Source organism: uncultured Aquimarina sp. (assembly GCF_947492965.1).
GTDB lineage: Bacteria > Bacteroidota > Bacteroidia > Flavobacteriales > Flavobacteriaceae > Aquimarina.
Window position 1 is genome coordinate 180,852 of record NZ_CANLOZ010000004.1, and the last position, 20,175, is coordinate 201,026.

Genomic DNA, 20,175 nt, shown 5'->3' on the forward strand with positions numbered 1-20,175 from the left:
TTACTTATAACTTACAATGCAGATTGTAATTTTTTAGGACTTAGATACTCAAAATATCGCTTTCGTATCTTAAACGTTTCATCTAAAAATATAATAGCGGGTAGGGAAAAAGAAGTATTTTTTCTAGAAGCTAAAAGAGTAGGGATTTCATGGATGGCATTTCTCTGTGTTAAACTGTTTTTATTTGTAAATGTAGCTCCGTCAAATGCAATAGTGTCTGTGCTTTCTGCATTCATTTTCACGGCATAATATTCTTCATTTATTTTCTGAATTATTTCAGGTTTTGTAAATGAAACTCTATCCATTTTTTTGCAGTATGAACACCAATCCGCATAGAAGTTGATGAGCACTTTTTTAGGTCTTGTATTTAAAGAATCATCTAATTGTTCAAAGGTAATCCAATTAATTGTTTCTTTTTCTTGAGCTACTGTTTCATAGTTCATTATGATCGTTAATAAAAAAGTAAGTACTACACTATGTCTCATAATTAGTCAAGTTTTCCAAATTTAATTCCGATAAAAAATGTTCTAGGGTTTCCTGGGCCGTAGATATAATCTGAATCCCTTAATGGTCCGATGTCAAAATCATCTTGATAGCTGTTGAATATATTTTTTACTCCTCCACTAAAAGTCAACTGAAAATTTTCAGAAACGTCAGTATGATACTCAGCTTTTAAGTTCATATCTAAAAATGAATCTGTATCAACCAAGTTTAAAAATCCAGATTCACTAACAACTCTAGGTACAGTCATTTTCCCGGTATACGTTCCAGTTATATCCATGTTAAATTTTTTACTCGGAATCCAAGAAGCATTAAGATAACCATAGGAATTGGGGTTTCTTACAAATTCATCTACCACTACATCTGTTTCGCCTGTAACCAAACCATCTGTTTCAAAAAGAATTTGGTCTTCATCATATGCGGATTTCTGAATGGTTCCTCCGAATTGAAATTGCCATTTTTTCGATGGAGATATTCCTATTTCAAAATTTGTTCCAAATACTTTTGCTCCAGATCCATTTCTTACTTCTTCTAGTATAGATCCGTTTTCTAATACAGCACCAGTACTTACTAATGTAAAAGGGTCTCTTAGATCTGTGAAAAACCCTTCCAGTAGAAAATCGGTTTGGATTTTATTAAAGTTCTTAGAGTAGTTTAAAGAAGCAGTAAAAGCATTTGAAAATTCTGTATCCAAATCTTCTGATAGTATCACGAACTGTGGTTCTCCTCCAACAGATGAAATGTGTAGGTCTTCATTAAAAGCCTGAGGAGCTCTAAATCCGCGAGCATAACCGCCTCTAAATTTTAAAGAATTAAAAATATTATAAGATATGGTTATACGAGGGCTAAGCACAGTTCTATCGATAGACACGTTTCTAGAAATTCCACCGATATTATAATTACCATCCACATCTACATGATCTAATCTTGTGCCGATCAAAGCGGTTAACTTGTCGTTAGGTTTCCATTCGTATTGAGCGTAAGAACCTATCGTATGAACCTGTTGATCGATCAATCGGTTATATCCGGTAATGATATCTTCAGTATCGCTTATGTTGTATTCTACACCTGCTGTAATAATATCATTGTTTTTCAAATTTTGAGTAAACTGAACACCAGTAAGTAAGGCAATATCTTTTGTTGTTCCATACGAGTTCAATGCAAGAATACTGTCCTGCCTTGTTCGAGAGCCTCCTAATCCACCGTAGTAACTGTCTCTTTCTGTGTATTGCCCAGAACTGTAAATAGAAAAGTTGTTCGTTTCTTTTTTGTTTTTTACCTCATAAGTGATCCCTCCAATAAATGTATTGTGATCTAGTTCTTCTGTGATATCTGTAAAATGAGGCGCAAGATCAAGCCGATCACCACCACGTCTATATTCTTGAATAGTTGTTAGATCTAGTGAAATCTTACTTCTTTCATTTGTTTTTAGAAATGTTTTTAAGCCAAATGTGGTGTTTTGAAGCATGGTTAATTCTGTAAAATCATCTCCATTTGCATCAAATTCTTCTCGATCTCTATAGAGTCCGAAAACCGTAATCCCAGACATTAAATCATCGCTTACTAGAGAAGAGTTAAAATTTAGAGTACGATCTGGAGTATCACCGTTTATTAGCCCTAAATAGGTTCCAACTTCCCAAGTGTTTAGTATAGGGTCTTTGGTGATGATATTAATAGTTCCGGCAATGGCATTTGAGCCATATAATGCGGATCCTCCGCTTCTAATTACTTCAATACGATCGACAATATTGGTTGGTATTTGTTCTAGTCCATAAACACTATTTAATGCGCTAAATACAGCTCTACTGTTAATAAGTACTTGTGTGTAGCTACCATCTAAACCATTTAGTCTTACTTGAGTAAAACCACAGTTTTGACAATTGTTTTCTACACGTACACCTGGAGAGAAATTTAATCCTTCTGATATAGATATAGATTGAGTGGCTTCTAGAAGTTTTGGACTCAATACATTCACAACTACAGGAGCTTTCTGTTTATTAACTCGATTCCTAGTAGCGCTTACTACGACTTGATCAAGATTTAATCGATCTTCGATAAGTGAGATTGTTTTGGATTGATTAGAGGAGTCTATAGTGATAGTTTCTGACGACGTTTGGAATCCAAGTAAGCTAGTGGTTATAGAATAATTTCCAAAAGGTATTTGTTTTATTTCGAAAAGACCATTCTCATCAGAATAAACTACGGTATTAAATGAAGAACCAGATATTTCAACTGTAGCATATGGAATAGGAGTTTTGTCATTAACAACTACTCCTTTTAAGCTTCCTGTTTGACTTAGGATTAATGAGATTTTTAGTAGGATTAAAAGAAATAAAAAGGGTTTCATTTTTTTGATTAATGCAATTTTTATTAGATTTAGCAAATATATAAAGTTAGCTATGGCTAACAAATTATTTTAACGAATTATAAAGATTGTTTTAGTTTAGGGTAAAATGTTGTTTTTCATATCTAGAAAAAGTATATTATTTGGGTGTAAAGGGTAAATGATTCTTTATGGTTTGTGATTTGATTTCAGAATAATCAATGAAATATTTTACTTTAAAGAATGGAGATATTATCTTTACAAGAACACGAGTTGATTTTAAAGGGCAACAAAGCTATATATGATTAACTGATTTTAAGAAAACACGATAATTATAATCAATAAGATTTAAATACATGAGCAAAGGTTACAGCTTAGAAAGTGTAAATGAGTTATCTGGTGGAGATGATGAATTTATAACAGTATTAGTGCAAACATTTTTAGAGGAAATACCACCAGATTTGGAAGGTATGGGACAAGCAGTTAAAGATAATGATCCGAAAACTGCATATCAATTTGCACATAAGATGAAACCTAACCTTCAATTATTCGGGATTGATCTTCTAAAAGAAATAAAACAGGTAGAGGCTTGGTCTAAGTCTGGTATGGAAAAATCTGAAATTGAGACTATTTTAAATCATATCGTCACTACGGTGAATAATGCGATTAATGATCTGAAAGCTGATTTTCAATAACTATGCTTGCAGAAATAATAACTATTGGCGATGAAATCCTCATAGGCCAAGTAATAGATTCCAATTCAGCTTTTATTGGTAAAGAATTAAATAAAATTGGAATTGATGTATATCAAATTACTTCAATTCAAGATGATAAGCAACATATTCTTAATGCTTTTGAAGCTGCTAAAAATAGAGTAGATGTTGTTTTAATTACAGGTGGTTTAGGGCCTACCAAAGATGATATCACAAAACATACTATTTGCGAGTACTTTGGTGATAAGCTAGTTCAAGATGATAAAGTGCTTCTTCATATTGAAGAGCTTTTTGCTAAGTATATCAATACTCCGGTAACTGATATTAATAGAATGCAAGCACTTGTTCCGAGTACTTCAACTGTACTGATGAATAGTTATGGAACGGCGCCAGGAATGTGGTTGGAAAAGGATGATACAGTATTTGTATCCATGCCAGGAGTTCCTTTTGAGATGAAAAATCTTATGAAGGATCATGTGTTGCCTAAACTTCAGGAGAAATTCGATAGGCCTTTTATTCTGCATAAAACAGTCCTTACTTATGGTATGGGTGAAAGTGCTATAGCAAAAAAGATAGAGCAATGGGAGGATGATTTACCTTCTTTTATAAAGTTAGCATACCTTCCTAATCTAGGCAGAGTACGACTACGTCTTTCTGCTCGTGGGGTTGATGAACAAGTTTTATCAAATGCTATAGAAGAGAATATTAAGAGCTTACATAAGTTAATCGGTGATATTATTGTAGGGTATGAAAGTGAAGATTCTATTGAAAGTCTGATTGGTAAAAAATTGGTTGCAAAAGGTAAATACCTTGCGGTAGCAGAAAGTTGTACGGGTGGTAGAATTGCTCAATCGTTAACAGCTGGTGCTGGTGCTTCGGCTTTTTTTAAAGGCGCAGCCGTAACGTACGCTACACATTCGAAATCTGATATTTTGGGAGTTAGTGAGACCTTAATCGATAAGTATACTGTTACTAGTAATCAAGTTGCTGAAGCAATGGCAATAGGTGTTAAAAATAAATTTAAAGCTGATTATAGTATTGCCACAACCGGAAATGCTGGTCCTGCCAAAGGAGATGGTGATGTCGAAGTTGGTACTGTTTTTATTGCTATTTCTACGCCAGATAAAACTTTTTCAGAAAAATTTGTATTCAGTAATCTAAGAGAACGAACGATTGGCAAAGCTGTAAATAAGGCTTTGGAATTAATGCTGAAGGAATTAGATTAGAGTTATCTATTCAAAACTTCTTTTTTACTCCAGAGTATTGCATCCTCTAGATTTCGGAAATTGTAAAAAGGTTTTTTTGCAAAATGCTTCTCGATTTCTGTAGATATTTCATTCACCTCGTTGTAGATTACTACACCATATCCTCTAAAATTTTCCATGTAGGTAAACGGGCAATCTAAATAATCAGTAGGGATAATAGAGTGCGAATGAATTCTGTTAGAGATATAGGTAAACCGTTTCCCATCGCCATAATGCTTTTGTATAATAGGCATTAAATCCTGAAGCTTACTTAGGGTAATAGTAACCCCTTCGTTAATTTCCGCAATGATGTATTCTTCATAAAAGTAATATGTTCCTAATGTGTGGTTGAATTTTTCTATTAAAAGATCTTTGGATTGAGTTCTCATGACTTTATTTTCTTGTTAGTCATACATCTGTCGAAAGATTTTGTATTTAATTACTTGTTAGTCAGTATTTTGTGATGTTTTTAAGGATTTCAAACCTTATAGTTGTTTTACATTGTGATAACTTTAAGGAGGATGATCAGATGGTATTCTTGCCTACATATAGCAAAAGAAAATACTTTAGTATTGCTTAATTACTATCAATTAATGGTTGGATGAGTGTTTCTTTCCATTGCAATGCATCATTTAGGTTGTCAAAGATGGCTGTCTCATTATCAAGGAAAGATTGCTCTAATGTTGCTATTTTGGTGTTGATGGAATTATATGTTACGACACCGTACCCAATAAAATTAGGAAAGAGTTTGGAAGATTTAAAATGACCAGTAGGCACAAAGGAAAAAGAATTCTTTCTATTAGATATGTATACAAAAGGAATCGTAGTTCCGTAATAGGATTGTAATAGATCAAATAGAGCTGAACAATTTTCAAAAGTTAGTGTTACTCCTTCTTTTATTTCTGAAATGATATGGTTTTTATAAAAATAAAATATACCAATATCAAGTTCATGCTTATGAATAAGCTTTCTGTTAAAATCGTAAGTCATGTTCTAGGGTGTAGTTTCCAATTACACAAGAAAGATACTTTATTGTTAATAAATATGCAATTTATTTAAAGAATTAATAATTTTAGATGGTCCTTAATGCAGATCTACTAAACAAGAAAGTGCTGGGGAAAAATTATTTTTTAGCTATAAGTTGATCGCTCCAATGTACCGCATCTTCTAAATTGTCAAAAACTTTAGTGGGCACCTCAAGAAAGGATTGTTCTAGAGTTGCAATTTTTGTGTTAATAGCGTCGTAGGTTACTACCGCATATCCTTTTACATATGGTAGATGTTTTTTAGCTTCAAAATGAACTGTGGGTTGCAGAGAGTATGAATGTATTCTATTAGCGATATAGACAAAAGGATTATCGAATGAGTAATATTTTTTTGTGAATTCATCAGATATCTTTAAAACAATATCTAATTCAATTTTAGCGCCTTGATCAATTTCTGATACCATAAAGTTATCGTAGTAGTAAAATACTCCAACTCCGTTGACTATGTGTTTTTGTAGCAGTCTATCTTTTAGTGAGTCGTGCATGATGATTTAAATCATATTAATGACTAAAGATACAATACAAGATGATAAAAACTTATTTTTAATTGATTGTGTTTTGTATTTCTAATCATGAAACAAAAAAAAGCGGATCCTAAGATCCGCTTGTTTACTACTCAATTACCCCATATCAAGTAGTTAGTTACAGTTATGAAAACTAACTGGTGTAAAAGTAATAGCTATTGGCGATTTACTATATACGTAAAAACCCCCGTTTTTAATTTTGAGTATTGAAGGTGATACAAATCAAAAGGTGATGAACTCTAAAAATAGTATTAAATTTGAGCTCTTTTTAAGAGTTTATGGAGCGATGAGAATGAAATTTAAAAAAAGAGAAAAAAAACATAATAGTATTATTGGTGGTTCGGTAAATAATTCGTTAATTTGCACCCTGTTTTGAAATAATACCAAAATTACGAAGAGATGTCAAGAGTTTGCGAGCTTACAGGTAAAAAAGCAATGGTGGGAAATAACGTTTCTCACGCTATGAATAAAACAAAACGTAAATTCAACGCGAATTTAATTAAAAAGCGTTTTTATATTCCTGAAGAAGATAGATGGGTAACACTTAAAGTGTCTACTTCAGCTTTGAAAAATATAAATAAGAACGGTATTGCTGCTGTTTTAAAAGAAGCAAGAGCTAAAGGTTTCTTAACAAAATAAATCAGCTTTTAAAAAAATATTACAATGGCAAAGAAAGGTAATAGAGTTCAGGTAATCTTAGAATGTACAGAGCATAAAGCTTCTGGTCAGCCAGGTACTTCAAGGTATATTACAACAAAAAATAAAAAGAACACTCCTGATAGAATGGAAATAAAGAAATTTAATCCAATTCTTAAGAGAATGACTGTTCATAAAGAAATAAAATAATAACATGGCAAAGAAATCAGTAGCATCGTTACAGACAGGATCTAAGAGATTAACCAAAGCTATTAAGATGGTTAAATCTCCAAAAACAGGAGCTTATACTTTTGTAGAGTCAATTATGGCACCTGATGCAGTAAATGACTTTTTCAAGAAAAAGTAATTTGTAAGAAAATATTTTAAAAAGAAGCCGTTTCAATTTTATTGGAATGGCTCTTTCTTTTTATATTTATAGAAGTTTGTGGTATAGTTATATTTTTAAATTTATAGTATTCTGAATACAACACATGAGTTTGTTTAAAAAAATATTCTCTTCAGAGAAAAAAGAAACCCTAGATAAAGGGTTAGAAAAATCTAAAACTAGTTTTTTTTCTAAATTAAGTAAAGCTGTAGCTGGGAAGTCTAAAGTAGATGATGATGTCTTAGATAATTTGGAAGAAGTTTTGGTTACTAGTGATGTTGGTGTAAAAACGACTATTAAAGTAATCGAAAGAATTGAAAACAGAGTTGCTAAGGATAAATATTTAGGAACAGAAGAATTAAATAAAATTCTTAGAGAAGAAATTGCAGGCTTACTTTCCGAAACTAATTCGGGAGAAGCATCGGATTTTGAAATCCCAGAAGTAAAAAAGCCATATGTGTTAATGGTGGTAGGAGTTAATGGTGTGGGAAAAACCACTACCATTGGTAAACTTGCGTATCAGTTTAATAAAAAAGGATTAAAAGTGGTTTTAGGTGCTGCGGATACCTTTAGAGCTGCGGCTATCGATCAGTTACAGGTATGGGCGGATCGAGTAAATGTTCCAATTGTAAAGCAAGATATGGGAAGTGATCCTGCGTCTGTTGCATTTGATACATTGCATTCTGGAGTAAATCAGGATGCAGATGTTATTATTATTGATACAGCAGGGCGATTGCATAATAAAATAAACCTGATGAATGAGCTGACCAAAGTAAAGCGTGTGATGCAAAAGGTGGTTGGTGATGCACCGCATGACGTATTACTGGTTTTAGATGGTTCAACAGGGCAAAATGCTTTTGAACAGGCAAAACAGTTTACCGCTGCAACCGAAGTTACTTCATTGGCTGTTACTAAACTAGATGGCACTGCTAAAGGCGGTGTAGTGATCGGTATTAGTGATCAGTTTCAAATCCCTGTAAAATATATTGGAGTAGGAGAAGGAATGGAAGATCTACAAGTATTTAATAAATATGAATTTGTAGATTCCTTCTTTAAGTAATATTTTAAAAAACTAGTAGAGCTAGCTTTTTAAAACATCCATTATAATTAGGGTGTTTAATTGGCGAAAATTTGGATATATATCAGGTTTATAAAAAAAGGAGTATTCTTTCGAAAAACTCCTTTTTTACCAAAATAAAGATATAATTAACCTCTACTATAATAGATTTTATGTGTTCCTACGTATGAAAAAAATGTTCTATTCGTAGAGGTTTCTTTTTAATTGAAAATACAATCTGTATATTCAAGATTTACTTTTTTTAATACATCTCTTATAAAACTTGATTATATAGCCAGTTTAGATGAGATGATTACTAATACTATGCAATAAGCAATGATAAAACCTCCACAGATGAGTATTTTATGCTTTTCTATTAATTTTAATTTAGACATAGATATTGGATTTATAATACGGTTTTAATTAGTTAAGAGTATGGTATAGAGGCTTTGGACATTATAGTTTTTTATTCATCGCCATTGTCAGTCTCGATACAAAACTCGGTATACATTGCCCAGCTGTTTCCTGGGAAATTGTTTCCTTCTGCCCATGCAGTTTCTTCTCCACAATAGTTATCGTCGTCATCAGAATCTGATGATTTTGATTCGTTGTTAATGATAGTATCTTCATTATCATTATCGTCCTCATCATTGTCGTCGCACTCGCCACAGTCAACTTCGGCATGTGCCGCTAAACAAAAACATTCTCCAATGTCTGATAACGGTATTGTGTAAGTAAACTCATTTACACCTTCTCCATGTTCTGTCTTGTATGGGAACTTTCCGATTTTTGGATTACCTTTATTTGTTGTTGGTAGGTCTTCGCAGTTCCCTACATATAGATGAGTTGCTTTTAATGTCCAACTACCTTGACTATTCTTAGAAACGTTGCTAGTAATACTTTCTTCCTCAGTTTCTTCTTCATTATCATCGTTTCCACAGTTGGTACTGTAGGTGACAAATACGTTTACCCCATCTGATGTAACAGAAACTGTTCCTGCTACATGATGTTGTCCAGCCATTAAATTAGTCGTAAAAGGAAGTATTTCGCCATCATTGGATACTGTAAGCATTTTAATATTGTCACCTGTTGTGATCTGGTTTGTATCCGCAGAAGTAAAACTTTCATTTTCACAACTTGCTGCTGCTAGTGTAAGTATTACAAAAGAACTTATAGGTAATATTGAGTTAAGTAAAATTTTTAGTGAGTTTTTCATGATCGGATTAATTATTTTAGGGTTTAAGTTTTTTTAGATTTGTTGAAAGAATAATTCGTCTTTGCTAATTCCTTCGCCTTCGCGCTCATCAAGCATTATTCTTTTTTCCTGGATTTTTTTAACGTTCCAACTGTTATTGAGTTTGTTTAATGGGGCTTCCGTACCAAAATCTAAGGTAGTATTAAGTCCTCCATCCACTCTAGTTCGCACTGACCAAGTACCTTCTGTGGTTACATTGTTTGTGTCATCTCCGTCGTTATCTTCTAAGGTTACCAGTACAGTACCATCATCAGAAAAATCAAAAATGTAATCACGGTAATTATTTGTTTCATTACTTTGATTATCCTTATATTTTTGAACTTCTAAAAGTTCGCTGGTAATTACGTCAATAAACCTTTCCTCTCCTAAATCATTTTCATCACAGTCATCAATAGCTTCTTCAATTGCTTCTTCTAACTCGTCTAGATTGTTTATTGTTATTTCTGTGTTATCAGAAAGAATCACAGTAATAGGAAAGCTAATATTTACGATGTCATCCTCATCTAGGTCTTTAATGAAATCATGTAATTCCTCATCATTAGTAAAGGTAATTGTTTCCAATACCTCACTATTTTCGTTAAAAACAGATACGGATAAAGGATACTGAAAATCTATACATTCGATATCATCATCATCTTCTTCTTGGTCTTCTTCACAAGCTTCTATTAGTGCATCTAACTGATCTTGATTTTCTACAATAGTTTCAGAAAAGTCACTAGCAATAAGAGTGATAGGAAATATGAATTCTAAGGTATCCATGTCATCAGAAGATTGATCAAAAATTGCTTCAATTTCTTCAAAGTCATCTTCAGTATTCAGTGTCAATTCAGTTCCGTTAACAACTACTGTTACTGGTAATGAGATATCAAAACAACTAGAGCCGTCCAGGATGTTATCTCCAGAGCCGTCGTTCATTGCCGTTTTTAGGATTAGGTCTGCAATTTTAGAGTTCGCAGTTAATGTTTGCTCCTGTGGAGCACCAATTTCTTCATTAAGTTCTGTTCTACAAGATGTAGTGATAAAAAATACAGAAGTTGTGAGTGAAAGTAATAAAAGTCTGATTTGTGTTTTCATGTTAGTTTGGGTTTAAAGAATTACTCCCTTTATATTCTAGAACAACTAACTTTTAAAAACTCCTTTATTTTTTTTGTTTTTTTTACTTTTACTTCCAAATCATCTTTAAAAATGCCACAAAAACTAAATGAAGATGTCTGTGATGAAAAGATGTTTTCTATGATTTATAGGAAATACAAGCAAGACATATATAATTTTCTTTATTATAGATATGGTGAGAGTTTAGGTCCTAAAGATACTATGCAAGAAGTGTTCGTTAAGTTATTGTCTCATTGTAAGGAAGTAACTCCAGAAAAAGCTCGAGGCTTTTTGTTTAAAGTGGCAAAAAATATGATGTTAAATGCAATAAAGCATCAGAAAGTGGTTTTAAAACATCAGGAGGTGAAACCTAAAGACTATACTAATGAATCCCCAGAATTTATTTTAGAACAGCAACAATTCCTAAAAAGATACCAAAATGCTCTAAGTAGATTAACCGAAGATCAGCGAACCGCTTTTTTATTAAATAAGGTAGAAGGAAAAAAACACGCTGAGATTGCAGAGATGTTGGGGATTACAAGAAAGGCAGCAGAAAATAGGATTTATGCGGCTTACAACAAATTGAGAAGCGAATTAGAGGGGTTTAAATAAAAAAAAATAGATTTTTAAAAAGGAGTTTTTAAAAGTTAGTTGTTATCTATATGTAAGAAGATATGAAAACAAATAAAGAACATTTAGTACGAAAGTGGTTAGCAGACGAACTTACGGAAGCTGAACTGGAGACCTTCAAAAAAATGGATGATTACGCAATGCATTCCAAAATAATTGAAGGGGCACAGTATTTTAAAGCACCTGATGTTTCTAAAGAAGCTAATATGGAGGAATTGTATTCTAGTAAGGGAAACAATGAGAATACTACTTCTAGAAAATCTTTTGATTACAAAATGTTGTTTAAAATCGCAGCAACAATTACGATAGTGTTGGGTGTTTCTTACTTTTTCTTTCTTAACAATGATCAAACTTTTTCCACATTAGCCAGTGAAAAGCATTCGCTAGAACTTCCGGATAATTCTGAAGTAGTCCTGAATGCTAAATCGGAAATTGTTTTTAACAAAAATGAATGGAAAGATAAAAGAGAAGTGCATTTAAAAGGAGAAGCTTTTTTCAAAGTAAAGAAAGGTTCTGCTTTTGATGTAGTAACGGAAAAAGGCAAGATTACTGTTCTGGGAACCCAGTTTAGTGTAAAAAACAGAGCTAACTTTTTTGAAGTGATCTGTTATGAAGGTCTTGTGAATGTAAAACATGCAAAAGACTCCCGAAACCTACCAGCGGGGAGTACTTTGCGTATTGTAGATGGAATAACAACTTTTGAAACTGTTGATTTTAATCGTCCCCAATGGTTAAACAATGTTAGCAGTTTTAAAAGTGTTCCATTCTACCAGGTAATTAAAGAGTTTGAGAGGCAGTATGATGTTACTGTCAATGCTGAAAATATTGATACAAAACGCTTTTTTACTGGAGGTTTTGTTCATAATAATATGCAAGATGGTTTAAAATCTATAACTTTACCTTTAGATTTGAACTATACTATTGATACCAACAAGAACATCACTTTACGTAAAAAAGAAGAGTAGTATTGTATTACTTTTATTAGTATGCAGTATTTTATTTTTGGTTCCAGCAAATGCTCAAAATGAGCAAAAAAACAATCAAAAACCTTTATTAGAAGTTTTAGAAAAACTAGAAACACAGTTTTCTTACCAGTTTACTTATGCCGACGATACGATAAAGGATATCTTTGTCAATGATACCCCAGAAAACCTTTCGTTAGAGGAAATATTAGCGTCGTTGCAACAACAAACCAGATTAACTTTTACGGTGATTAATGACAATTTTATTGTGATTAATAAAAGAACGGAAAGTTTATTCGTCTGTGGGTATATAAAAGATTATATGACTAAAGAACCTTTGGTTGGAGCTACAGTAAGAACAGAAAAGTTAGGAGTTGTTACCGAACAAAATGGATTTTTTAGGTTAGAAGTTGGAAGCGAAGAAGAAGTTGTAATCGAGCACCTAGGATTTCAGACAATTAATAAAGTTTTTAATCTTGAAAAAAATGAAGAATGCGCTACGGTATTTTTGATTCCTAAAACCGAAACGCTAGGTGAAATTACAATAAAAAATTATTTGGTTAAAGGTATTGATAAAACGGATCAAGGTGTTTTTCGTATTGATTACGATAAGTTTGGTATTCTGCCGGGTTTGATAGAAACGGATGTGCTACAGACCATTCAGGCGTTACCCGGAATTCAAAGCACTGATGAAACGGTATCTAATATCAATATTAGAGGAGGAACTAATGATCAAAACCTTATTCTTTGGGATGGAATTAAAATGTATCAATCAGGTCATTTTTTTGGAATGATCTCAATTTTTAATCCTTCTATTACCAATAACGCGACAGTTATTAAAAATGGAAGTGCAGCAACATTGCAAGATGGTGTATCTGGAACTATTTTAATCAATACAGATGATACAATCAACAAAGAATTTAAAACTACAATAGGTTTAAATCTTATCAACGCTGATATTTTTACGGATATTCCAATAGGTAAAAAGTCGTCACTACAACTCTCCGCCAGAAAAGCATTAAACGATTTTATTGAAACTCCTACCTATGAAAAATATTTTGAAAGGATTTCGCAAGATAGTGAGATAGGTAGAGTTAATGAAACCGATATCGGATTTGATTTTTATGATGTAAATCTGAGGTGGAATTGGCAAATATCAAAGAAAGATAAAATTAGATTAAATTTTTTGGGAATTTCTAATGAGTTAGTTTTTACAGAAAATGATGTCCTTAATGAAGTAGATATTTCGAGACAAAGTAGTTTGATACAGAATAGTTTCGCAGGAGGACTTTGGTATCAAAGAAATTGGAATCCGAACTTTGATACTACCCTCCAAGTTTATGAAACGGATTATCAATTAGAAGCAGTGAATGTAAACATTCCTAACCAGCAAAGATTTTTACAAGAGAATATAGTCTCAGAAACAGGTGCCAAAATAATCGCCAATTACAGGTTTAGAAATAATATTAAATGGCAAAATGGATATCAATTTATAGAAACAGGTGTTTCTAATCTAAATGATGTAGATGATCCTATATTCAGGCGAAATCAAATCAGAGTTATCCGTAATCATAGTGTTTTCTCACAAGCTGAATATCAGGGATCCGAACTTAAAAACTCTTTGATGCTAGGAGTTAGGTATACGTATAATGAAAAATTTAAGAAACATTTTATTGAGCCTAGAATTAGCTATAATCAAAGATTTTTTGATTATTTCAATTTAGAGATTCTGGGAGAATTTAAACATCAAAATACTTCTCAGATTATTAATTTTCAGAATGATTTTTTAGGAATTGAAAAAAGACGTTGGATTCTGTCAAATGATGATGACATTCCTGTCGTTACTAGTAAACAGGCATCGTTAGGTGTAAGCTATAACCAAAAAGGGTGGTTAGTGAGTTCAGAAGCTTACTATAAGCTGGTAGAAGGAATCACAGCTAGAAGTCAAGGATTTCAGAATCAATACGAGTTTACTCAAGCAACAGGCGATTATACGGTAACTGGCTTAGATATTTTAGTCAATAAAAGATTTCACAATCTAAGTTCTTGGTTAGGTTACTCGTTCGTTGATAATAATTACACTTTTCCAGATTTTCAAGAAAATAAATTTCCTAATAATATTGATATAACTCATTCCATAACTTTTGGAGTAGCTTATACGTATAAAGATCTTAAAATATCATCAGGCCTTAATTGGCATTCAGGTTTGCCAACTACAATACCTGTTTTGGCAAATGAAATAGTGGATGATGAAATTAATTATAATCCAGCAAATAGTGATAGATTACCAGCATATATGCGATTTGATATATCTGCTACCTATGACTTTAAATTATCACAAAAAGTAGATTGTCATGCTGGTATTTCCGTTTGGAATTTCTCCGACATTAATAATACTATCAGTTCTTATTATACTATTAATGAAGGGAATGTTCAGGAGGTTATGAACTCAGCACTAGGAATCACGCCCAATGCTACTTTTAGAGCATCTTTCTAAAGTTCTGTTACAAAATAGTTAAAAGGGACATTGTTATAGATTACAATGTCCCTTTTTGTTATTTTGAGAGGATATTTCCGTAAACACACAAACTCATGATGTATAGAATAATAAGTCTTCTTATCACAATTTCTCTTTTTTCTTCTTGTAAAAAAGAAACTAATCTAGAAGTAATTACTAAACAACCTAGGGTAACATGGCAACCTTATGATGAATCTGAAGATATAAAGGCAACGCTTGATTTAGAACAGTCACGTATGCATCTAAAACTGGTTAACTCCAAAGTTTTAGATAAAAACCAGATTTGGAGGCCGTTAGAATCGGAATTGGATTATTTTTCTGAAGAAGATTATAATGCTTTAAAACCTCTTATTTTAGAGAAGGATATTCCTTCTTTACAAACAAGTATAAAACAAGGAAAGCTTACTTATGAGAAATTAGTATTTTTTTACTTGTATCGAATTAGAAAATATGAAAGTGATAATCAGCTTTCTCTCAATGGTATTATTGCACTTAATCCTTTGGTCGTTGAGCAAGCAAGAGAATTAGATAAAATGGATACATCTAATATAGATATTCACTCTGTTTATGGTATGCCAATTTTGCTTAAAGATAATATCAATGCCAAAGGTATGCCTACAACAGCAGGTGCTGTTGCTTTACAAAACAATAATGCTGAAAACGCTTTTATTGCTACTCGTTTGTTAGAAAAAAAAGCTTTGTTACTGGGGAAGGCAAATCTAAGTGAGTGGGCGTATTTTTTCTGTTCTGGATGTCCAGTAGGATATAGTGCAATTGGCGGACAGACAATGAATCCATATGGAAGAATGGTTTTCGAATCTGGAGGTTCTAGTTCGGGAAGTGGAGTCACGGTTGCGGCTAATTTTTGTGTAGCAGCTATTGGAACAGAGACTAGTGGTTCTATATTATCGCCATCGAGTCAAAACTCGGTAGTAGGATTAAAGCCTACGATTGGAGTTTTTAGTAGAAGTGGAATTGTGCCTATTTCCAGTACATTAGATACTCCAGGTCCAATGACAAAATCAGTGATTGATAATGTGATTTTATACAATGCACTCGTAGGTAAGGATACTACAGATAGTGCTTCTATTAAGGCAAAAACAGTTTCCTTGCCAAAAATTACAAATACCAACTTAGCAGGAAAAAAGTTTGGTGTTTTGAAATCCTATCTTACAGATTCCCTCTATACTAGAGCAGTAGAAAAAATTAAAAATTCAGGAGCAGAAATAGTGGAGTTAGAACCTGAGAACACACCACTTCCTGGTTTCTTGACGATTTTAAATATAGACATGAAACATGATCTACCACAATATATAGCTAAGTATGCAAGCGATAATATTGGGACGAAAACTATCGAAGATATTATTGCATTTAATTTACAAGACTCATTGATAAGAATGCCATATGGTCAAGCATTGTTAGAGGGAATTGTGAGTGATAGTACTACAACGAAAGAGTTGAAAACGATCAAGGAGAATTTACAAAGTGTTTCTAGAAGTTATTTCGATACACATATAGATACTCATAATTTGGATGCGATTTTATCTATAAATAATTATCATGCAGGATATGCTGCTGTGGCCAAATATCCTGCTATAACGGTTCCGATGGGATATACTGATAAAGGAGAACCTAAGAGTTTAACTTTTATTGCAAAGTCATTTTCTGAACATAAACTGTTAGCATTGGCATTTGCGTATGAACAAATTGCAAAAGAACGTCGAGCACCAATAAAGTATAATTAATTCATTAGTTTATTAATTTTAATCCATAAATCATTATCAAAACTAGAAGGGCCTAGTAGAGCTTCTCCTGTATCATCTCCCATACGAACAATTACAAGATTCTGACTAGGTACTACATATAGCTTTTGATCGTCTTTTCCTAAACCAGCAAAAAGATCATCTGGAGCATCTGGCATAAGCTCTCCCGGAAATTCGGTTTCGAATGAAGGTGCACGAAAACTGGATTTTCCGTTGAGCCACCATAGGTATCCGTACGAAGGGTTAAGATTTTGTGAGCTATTTGTCATTTCCGTAAAATAAGATAGATCTGTAAGAATAGGAGTGTTTTCCCAAGTTCCTTTATTTAAGTTTAATAAGCCAAAACGAGCCATGCTTCTGGCTGTGCTGTAATAAACATTAGCATACCCAAGACTCAGCCATGTGCCATTCATTCCTATATTGTTTTTGATTTTAGTATCAAAATAGTCCGTGTATTCCATTCCTGTAGCGCCTGTAATAATATCCGATAATAGCGTATAAGCAGCATTATGATAGTACCAAAAGGATCCAGCTTCATTTAGATATGTTAAACAGTTAGGATCGGTACAATTTTGATTGGCTACATTATAGTCTAAACCAGTAGTCATGGTCAGGTGGTTCTTTACACTGATATTATTTTCTTGATCAGATGTAATTGTTGCCCATTGATCACCCAAGTAGGTATTAGACGATTGTTCTATGTTTAATAATCCTTCTTGCTGTGCTAATCCTATCATAAATGATGTCAGGGTTTTTCCAGCTGAGTACCAAGGGTTATTATCTGTAGCTGTGGCACCATTAAAATACTGTTCTATTACTATCTTACCATCTTTTAGAATAATAAAAGCCTTTGTGTTTTTTTCTTCAAGGAAATTGTAAAGATCTGTTTCAGCATCGGAATTCCAGCCAAGATCTGATATGGATACCGTTTCCCATTCTTCAGAATCAATAGGTGGGAAATATAAAGAAACTTGATCTGGATTAGGATCTGGATTTTCAATGGACATTTCTTCTGAATCACTTGAACAAGAAAAAATACAAGAAAATACCAGAAAAAGGATAGGGGATATCTTTTTCTTCATAGCGTATTTTGATTATATATGTAGATTTAGACGCTACAATATACAAAAGGTTTAAATTATTTATTGTTTTTCAGAAGAGAGTTGTTGCAATTATATACTAAACTTTAGTTATTCATTGTATCTTTGCACACCTTTAATAGAACCGGTTAGATTGATTCAAACGATATGAGAACAAAGACTTTAAAGAAGAATAAGATCAATGTAGTGACATTAGGTTGTAGTAAGAATGTGTATGATAGCGAAGTTCTTATGGGACAACTTAAGGCAAACAACAAAGAAGTTGTTCATGAAGAAGAAGGAAATGTAGTAGTCATCAATACATGTGGTTTTATTGCTAATGCAAAAGAAGAATCTGTAAACACTATTTTAGAGTATGTACAGAAAAAAGATCAGGGTATCGTTGATAAAGTTTTTGTTACCGGTTGTTTATCAGAAAGATATAAGCCTGATTTAGAAGAAGAGATTCCTGATGTAGATCAATATTTTGGCACTACTGAACTTCCTGGCTTATTAAAAGCCTTGGGAGCAGATTATAAGCATGAATTAATTGGAGAGAGATTAACAACAACGCCTAAAAATTATGCTTATTTAAAAATAGCAGAAGGATGTGATCGTCCTTGTTCTTTTTGTGCAATTCCTTTAATGAGAGGTAAGCACAAATCCACTCCTATAGAGGAATTAGTAACCGAAGCAGAAAAACTTGCGGCCGATGGTGTAAAAGAACTAGTTCTAATAGCGCAAGATCTAACATATTATGGGTTGGATCTTTATAAAGAAAGGAAGTTAGCAGATTTACTACGGGCTTTAGTCAACGTAGATGGTATAGAATGGATTCGTTTACATTATGCATTTCCTACAGGTTTTCCAATGGAAGTTTTGGAAGTAATGAGAGAAGAACCTAAAATATGTAATTATATTGATATTCCGCTACAGCATATTGCAGATCCAATTCTGAAATCTATGCGAAGAGGTACTACCAAAGCGAAAACAACTAAATTACTTAAAGAGTTTAGAGCAGCGGTACCTGATATGGCTATCAGAACGACTTTAATTGTAGGATATCCAGGAGAGACACAAGAAGATTTCGAAACGTTGCGAGATTGGGTAAAAGAAATGCGTTTTGAACGACTAGGTTGTTTTACGTATTCTCATGAAGAAAATACACATGCATATAACTTGGAAGATGATGTTCCTGAAGAGGTGAAAATGGATCGTGCTAATGAAATTATGGAGATTCAATCTCAAATTTCTTGGGAGCTTAATCAGGAAAAAATAGGACAAGAGTTTAAAGTAGTTATCGATAGAAAAGAAGGGAAGTATTTTGTTGGTAGAACAGAATTTGATTCTCCAGATGTAGATAACGAAGTATTAATAGATGCTTCTAAGTTTTATTTAAAAACAGGGGAATATACGACTGTTAAGATATATGATGCTGAGGATTTTGATTTGTATGGAGAAGTTGTAGTTTAATTATCTACTATTGGTTTGTAGTCTCCATCAAATATAACTTTCCACGTCTTACCTTTATCTTTACTTTGACTCCATATTTGTCGAACCGTTTTGTCTTCATTTTGTTGCCAAGTTATTTTATTAGATAGGGTGTTATTTTTTTGTAAGTTGATTGTGTTTTCTAAAATCATCTTACCATTGTTTAGATTTCCAGTAATATGAAGTGTTAGCCCAGAATTATCTACCCAAAATTGTTCCCATTGATCTGTTCTAGGGTTATATTTATTTAAACTGGTTCCCTTAAACTTGGATGTTGTAGCATGATAGGTTTCTTTGATAACCTTATTATCAATAATTGCTTCTATTTTACTTTTTCCAACTATTGTGTCAGTATTATGCTTGTATACATTCCATTCTCCAATCCAAAAATTGAACTCAGCATACTTATGATCAATACTCTTCTGAGAAGAAATTAGCGAAAATGATAATAGGAAGAATATAGAAACTATTTGTTTTAACATTTCCAAGAGCTTTTGAAGAGTGTAACTTAAAGATAAAAAAAATCGAGGATAATTTCTATCCTCGATTTTGTTGCGTAAATGCTCTTTAATATTTTCTTGGCTAATTCAAATCTAAAGAGAACTTTATGTCTTTATTTTATTAAGGGACAAAGTTTTATAGTAAACGCTTTATTTTTAATTTAATTTTATTTCGAGCGCAAAAGTATTTAAAAAAGAAACATAAATTGTTGAATTTCAGCTTAGAGGAAGAGTTTCAGTGTTCGTAACAAAAAATTAAAGTCGATTTTTTGCAATCTATTGATTATCAGTGGTGAGATATCTGCAATAAAGTGTTGAAAATGTTGATATTGGTGTATTGTTTTTGGTTTTTTGTTAGAATAAGTTCAATACAGCTTTTACTTTAAAAAAATGCATAATTAACAATTTGATAATATTCGAACCTCATTTTTATATGATCATTATTTCTTTTCTATT

Annotated in this window: 20 protein-coding genes; 11 read left to right on the forward strand and 9 right to left on the reverse strand. The window is 32.6% G+C overall.

The genetic code is table 11. The features are described from left to right. Positions 1-11: 11 nt before the first annotated feature. Complete coding sequence (locus Q1B37_RS11980; protein WP_299898914.1) at positions 12-485, reverse strand: thioredoxin fold domain-containing protein; 474 nt, start codon at positions 483-485, stop codon at positions 12-14. 2 nt (positions 486-487) lie between these two features. Continuing rightward, on the reverse strand, positions 488-2,848 hold the full coding sequence (locus Q1B37_RS11985) for a TonB-dependent receptor (protein WP_299898916.1): 2,361 nt from the start codon (positions 2,846-2,848) through the stop codon (positions 488-490). Positions 2,849-3,180: 332 nt separating this feature from the next. Here Q1B37_RS11985 and Q1B37_RS11990 point away from each other — a divergent pair, with 332 nt between their 5' ends. Both Q1B37_RS11990 and Q1B37_RS11995 read left to right on the forward strand, forming a co-directional pair. Next, positions 3,181-3,519: an Hpt domain-containing protein gene (locus Q1B37_RS11990; protein WP_299606732.1), complete on the forward strand. Its 339-nt coding sequence runs from the start codon at positions 3,181-3,183 to the stop codon at positions 3,517-3,519. 2 nt (positions 3,520-3,521) lie between these two features. Beyond that, a complete protein-coding gene (locus Q1B37_RS11995) occupies positions 3,522-4,763 on the forward strand; it encodes a CinA family nicotinamide mononucleotide deamidase-related protein (RefSeq protein ID WP_299898918.1) in 1,242 nt (413 codons plus the stop codon). A gap of 2 nt (positions 4,764-4,765) precedes the next feature. On the opposite strand, the gene Q1B37_RS12000 is transcribed toward Q1B37_RS11995, so the two are convergent. The 3 genes from Q1B37_RS12000 to Q1B37_RS12010 all read right to left on the reverse strand — a co-directional run bounded on the left by Q1B37_RS12000 (position 4,766) and on the right by Q1B37_RS12010 (position 6,312). Next, complete coding sequence (locus Q1B37_RS12000; protein ID WP_299898920.1) at positions 4,766-5,170, reverse strand: hypothetical protein; 405 nt, start codon at positions 5,168-5,170, stop codon at positions 4,766-4,768. A 187-nt stretch (positions 5,171-5,357) separates the two neighbouring features. Next, positions 5,358-5,771 carry a hypothetical protein gene (locus Q1B37_RS12005; RefSeq protein WP_299606738.1) on the reverse strand — a complete coding sequence of 138 codons (414 nt, stop codon included), beginning with the start codon at positions 5,769-5,771 and terminating at the stop codon, positions 5,358-5,360. 133 nt (positions 5,772-5,904) lie between these two features. Next, the gene (locus Q1B37_RS12010) at positions 5,905-6,312 is read right to left on the reverse strand and encodes an STAS/SEC14 domain-containing protein (protein ID WP_299898921.1); all 408 of its coding nucleotides are present in this window, start codon (positions 6,310-6,312) and stop codon (positions 5,905-5,907) included. A gap of 438 nt (positions 6,313-6,750) precedes the next feature. Here Q1B37_RS12010 and rpmB point away from each other — a divergent pair, with 438 nt between their 5' ends. From rpmB to ftsY, 4 genes are all read left to right on the forward strand, one after another. Continuing rightward, on the forward strand, positions 6,751-6,990 hold the full coding sequence (gene rpmB / locus Q1B37_RS12015; RefSeq protein ID WP_149623903.1) for a 50S ribosomal protein L28: 240 nt from the start codon (positions 6,751-6,753) through the stop codon (positions 6,988-6,990). Between the two features lie 24 nt (positions 6,991-7,014). Next, entirely contained in the window at positions 7,015-7,197 is a 183-nt protein-coding gene (rpmG, locus tag Q1B37_RS12020) for a 50S ribosomal protein L33 (protein ID WP_069675060.1), read from the forward strand. 4 nt (positions 7,198-7,201) lie between these two features. After that, complete coding sequence (locus Q1B37_RS12025; RefSeq protein WP_219007908.1) at positions 7,202-7,354, forward strand: DUF4295 domain-containing protein; 153 nt, start codon at positions 7,202-7,204, stop codon at positions 7,352-7,354. A 124-nt stretch (positions 7,355-7,478) separates the two neighbouring features. After that, positions 7,479-8,432: a signal recognition particle-docking protein FtsY gene (gene ftsY / locus Q1B37_RS12030; RefSeq protein WP_299898923.1), complete on the forward strand. Its 954-nt coding sequence runs from the start codon at positions 7,479-7,481 to the stop codon at positions 8,430-8,432. 463 nt (positions 8,433-8,895) lie between these two features. Here ftsY and Q1B37_RS12035 read toward each other — a convergent pair whose 3' ends face one another. Together Q1B37_RS12035 and Q1B37_RS12040 are read right to left on the reverse strand one after the other, a co-directional pair. Then, a complete protein-coding gene (locus tag Q1B37_RS12035) occupies positions 8,896-9,645 on the reverse strand; it encodes a hypothetical protein (protein WP_299898925.1) in 750 nt (249 codons plus the stop codon). 33 nt (positions 9,646-9,678) lie between these two features. Then, positions 9,679-10,758, reverse strand: coding sequence for a hypothetical protein (locus Q1B37_RS12040; RefSeq protein WP_299898927.1), 1,080 nt, complete (start codon positions 10,756-10,758; stop codon positions 9,679-9,681). Between the two features lie 111 nt (positions 10,759-10,869). On the opposite strand from Q1B37_RS12040, the gene Q1B37_RS12045 reads away from it, so the two are divergent. The 4 genes from Q1B37_RS12045 to Q1B37_RS12060 all read left to right on the forward strand — a co-directional run bounded on the left by Q1B37_RS12045 (position 10,870) and on the right by Q1B37_RS12060 (position 16,631). Beyond that, positions 10,870-11,388 (forward strand): sigma-70 family RNA polymerase sigma factor, encoded by a 519-nt coding sequence (locus Q1B37_RS12045; protein WP_299898929.1) that lies wholly within the window; start codon positions 10,870-10,872, stop codon positions 11,386-11,388. Between the two features lie 62 nt (positions 11,389-11,450). Further along, a complete protein-coding gene (locus tag Q1B37_RS12050; RefSeq protein WP_299898931.1) occupies positions 11,451-12,371 on the forward strand; it encodes a FecR family protein in 921 nt (306 codons plus the stop codon). Next, positions 12,328-14,865, forward strand: coding sequence for a carboxypeptidase-like regulatory domain-containing protein (locus tag Q1B37_RS12055; protein ID WP_299898933.1), 2,538 nt, complete (start codon positions 12,328-12,330; stop codon positions 14,863-14,865). The genes Q1B37_RS12050 and Q1B37_RS12055 overlap by 44 nt, the downstream gene beginning before the upstream one ends. A 95-nt stretch (positions 14,866-14,960) precedes the next feature. Beyond that, on the forward strand, positions 14,961-16,631 hold the full coding sequence (locus Q1B37_RS12060; protein WP_366944320.1) for an amidase family protein: 1,671 nt from the start codon (positions 14,961-14,963) through the stop codon (positions 16,629-16,631). On the opposite strand, the gene Q1B37_RS12065 is transcribed toward Q1B37_RS12060, so the two are convergent. Further along, positions 16,628-17,731 (reverse strand): serine hydrolase, encoded by a 1,104-nt coding sequence (locus Q1B37_RS12065; protein WP_299898935.1) that lies wholly within the window; start codon positions 17,729-17,731, stop codon positions 16,628-16,630. The genes Q1B37_RS12060 and Q1B37_RS12065 overlap by 4 nt on opposite strands. A 165-nt stretch (positions 17,732-17,896) precedes the next feature. Here Q1B37_RS12065 and rimO point away from each other — a divergent pair, with 165 nt between their 5' ends. Continuing rightward, entirely contained in the window at positions 17,897-19,201 is a 1,305-nt protein-coding gene (gene rimO, locus Q1B37_RS12070) for a 30S ribosomal protein S12 methylthiotransferase RimO (protein WP_299606767.1), read from the forward strand. Here the strand turns inward: rimO and Q1B37_RS12075 are convergent. After that, positions 19,198-19,701: a hypothetical protein gene (locus tag Q1B37_RS12075; protein ID WP_299898937.1), complete on the reverse strand. Its 504-nt coding sequence runs from the start codon at positions 19,699-19,701 to the stop codon at positions 19,198-19,200. The two genes, rimO and Q1B37_RS12075, sit on opposite strands and share 4 nt — an antisense overlap. Between the last annotated feature and the right edge of the window lie 474 nt (positions 19,702-20,175).

What these genes read in the sequence shown, in the direction of transcription:
- Q1B37_RS11985 (WP_299898916.1), bottom strand. Translation starts at nt 2,848, where the DNA reads ATGAAACCCTTTTTATTTCTTTTAATCCTACTAAAAATCTCATTAATC.
- Q1B37_RS12025 (WP_219007908.1), top strand. Translation starts at nt 7,202, where the DNA reads ATGGCAAAGAAATCAGTAGCATCGTTACAGACAGGATCTAAGAGATTA.
- Q1B37_RS12040 (WP_299898927.1), bottom strand. Translation starts at nt 10,758, where the DNA reads ATGAAAACACAAATCAGACTTTTATTACTTTCACTCACAACTTCTGTA.
- Q1B37_RS12010 (WP_299898921.1), bottom strand. Translation starts at nt 6,312, where the DNA reads ATGCACGACTCACTAAAAGATAGACTGCTACAAAAACACATAGTCAAC.
- Q1B37_RS12005 (WP_299606738.1), bottom strand. Translation starts at nt 5,771, where the DNA reads ATGACTTACGATTTTAACAGAAAGCTTATTCATAAGCATGAACTTGAT.
- Q1B37_RS12045 (WP_299898929.1), top strand. Translation starts at nt 10,870, where the DNA reads ATGCCACAAAAACTAAATGAAGATGTCTGTGATGAAAAGATGTTTTCT.
- Q1B37_RS12000 (WP_299898920.1), bottom strand. Translation starts at nt 5,170, where the DNA reads ATGAGAACTCAATCCAAAGATCTTTTAATAGAAAAATTCAACCACACA.
- Q1B37_RS12050 (WP_299898931.1), top strand. Translation starts at nt 11,451, where the DNA reads ATGAAAACAAATAAAGAACATTTAGTACGAAAGTGGTTAGCAGACGAA.
- Q1B37_RS11980 (WP_299898914.1), bottom strand. Translation starts at nt 485, where the DNA reads ATGAGACATAGTGTAGTACTTACTTTTTTATTAACGATCATAATGAAC.
- rimO (WP_299606767.1), top strand. Translation starts at nt 17,897, where the DNA reads ATGAGAACAAAGACTTTAAAGAAGAATAAGATCAATGTAGTGACATTA.
- Q1B37_RS11990 (WP_299606732.1), top strand. Translation starts at nt 3,181, where the DNA reads ATGAGCAAAGGTTACAGCTTAGAAAGTGTAAATGAGTTATCTGGTGGA.
- Q1B37_RS12035 (WP_299898925.1), bottom strand. Translation starts at nt 9,645, where the DNA reads ATGAAAAACTCACTAAAAATTTTACTTAACTCAATATTACCTATAAGT.
- Q1B37_RS12065 (WP_299898935.1), bottom strand. Translation starts at nt 17,731, where the DNA reads ATGAAGAAAAAGATATCCCCTATCCTTTTTCTGGTATTTTCTTGTATT.
- ftsY (WP_299898923.1), top strand. Translation starts at nt 7,479, where the DNA reads ATGAGTTTGTTTAAAAAAATATTCTCTTCAGAGAAAAAAGAAACCCTA.
- rpmB (WP_149623903.1), top strand. Translation starts at nt 6,751, where the DNA reads ATGTCAAGAGTTTGCGAGCTTACAGGTAAAAAAGCAATGGTGGGAAAT.
- Q1B37_RS12060 (WP_366944320.1), top strand. Translation starts at nt 14,961, where the DNA reads ATGATGTATAGAATAATAAGTCTTCTTATCACAATTTCTCTTTTTTCT.
- Q1B37_RS12075 (WP_299898937.1), bottom strand. Translation starts at nt 19,701, where the DNA reads ATGTTAAAACAAATAGTTTCTATATTCTTCCTATTATCATTTTCGCTA.
- rpmG (WP_069675060.1), top strand. Translation starts at nt 7,015, where the DNA reads ATGGCAAAGAAAGGTAATAGAGTTCAGGTAATCTTAGAATGTACAGAG.
- Q1B37_RS11995 (WP_299898918.1), top strand. Translation starts at nt 3,522, where the DNA reads ATGCTTGCAGAAATAATAACTATTGGCGATGAAATCCTCATAGGCCAA.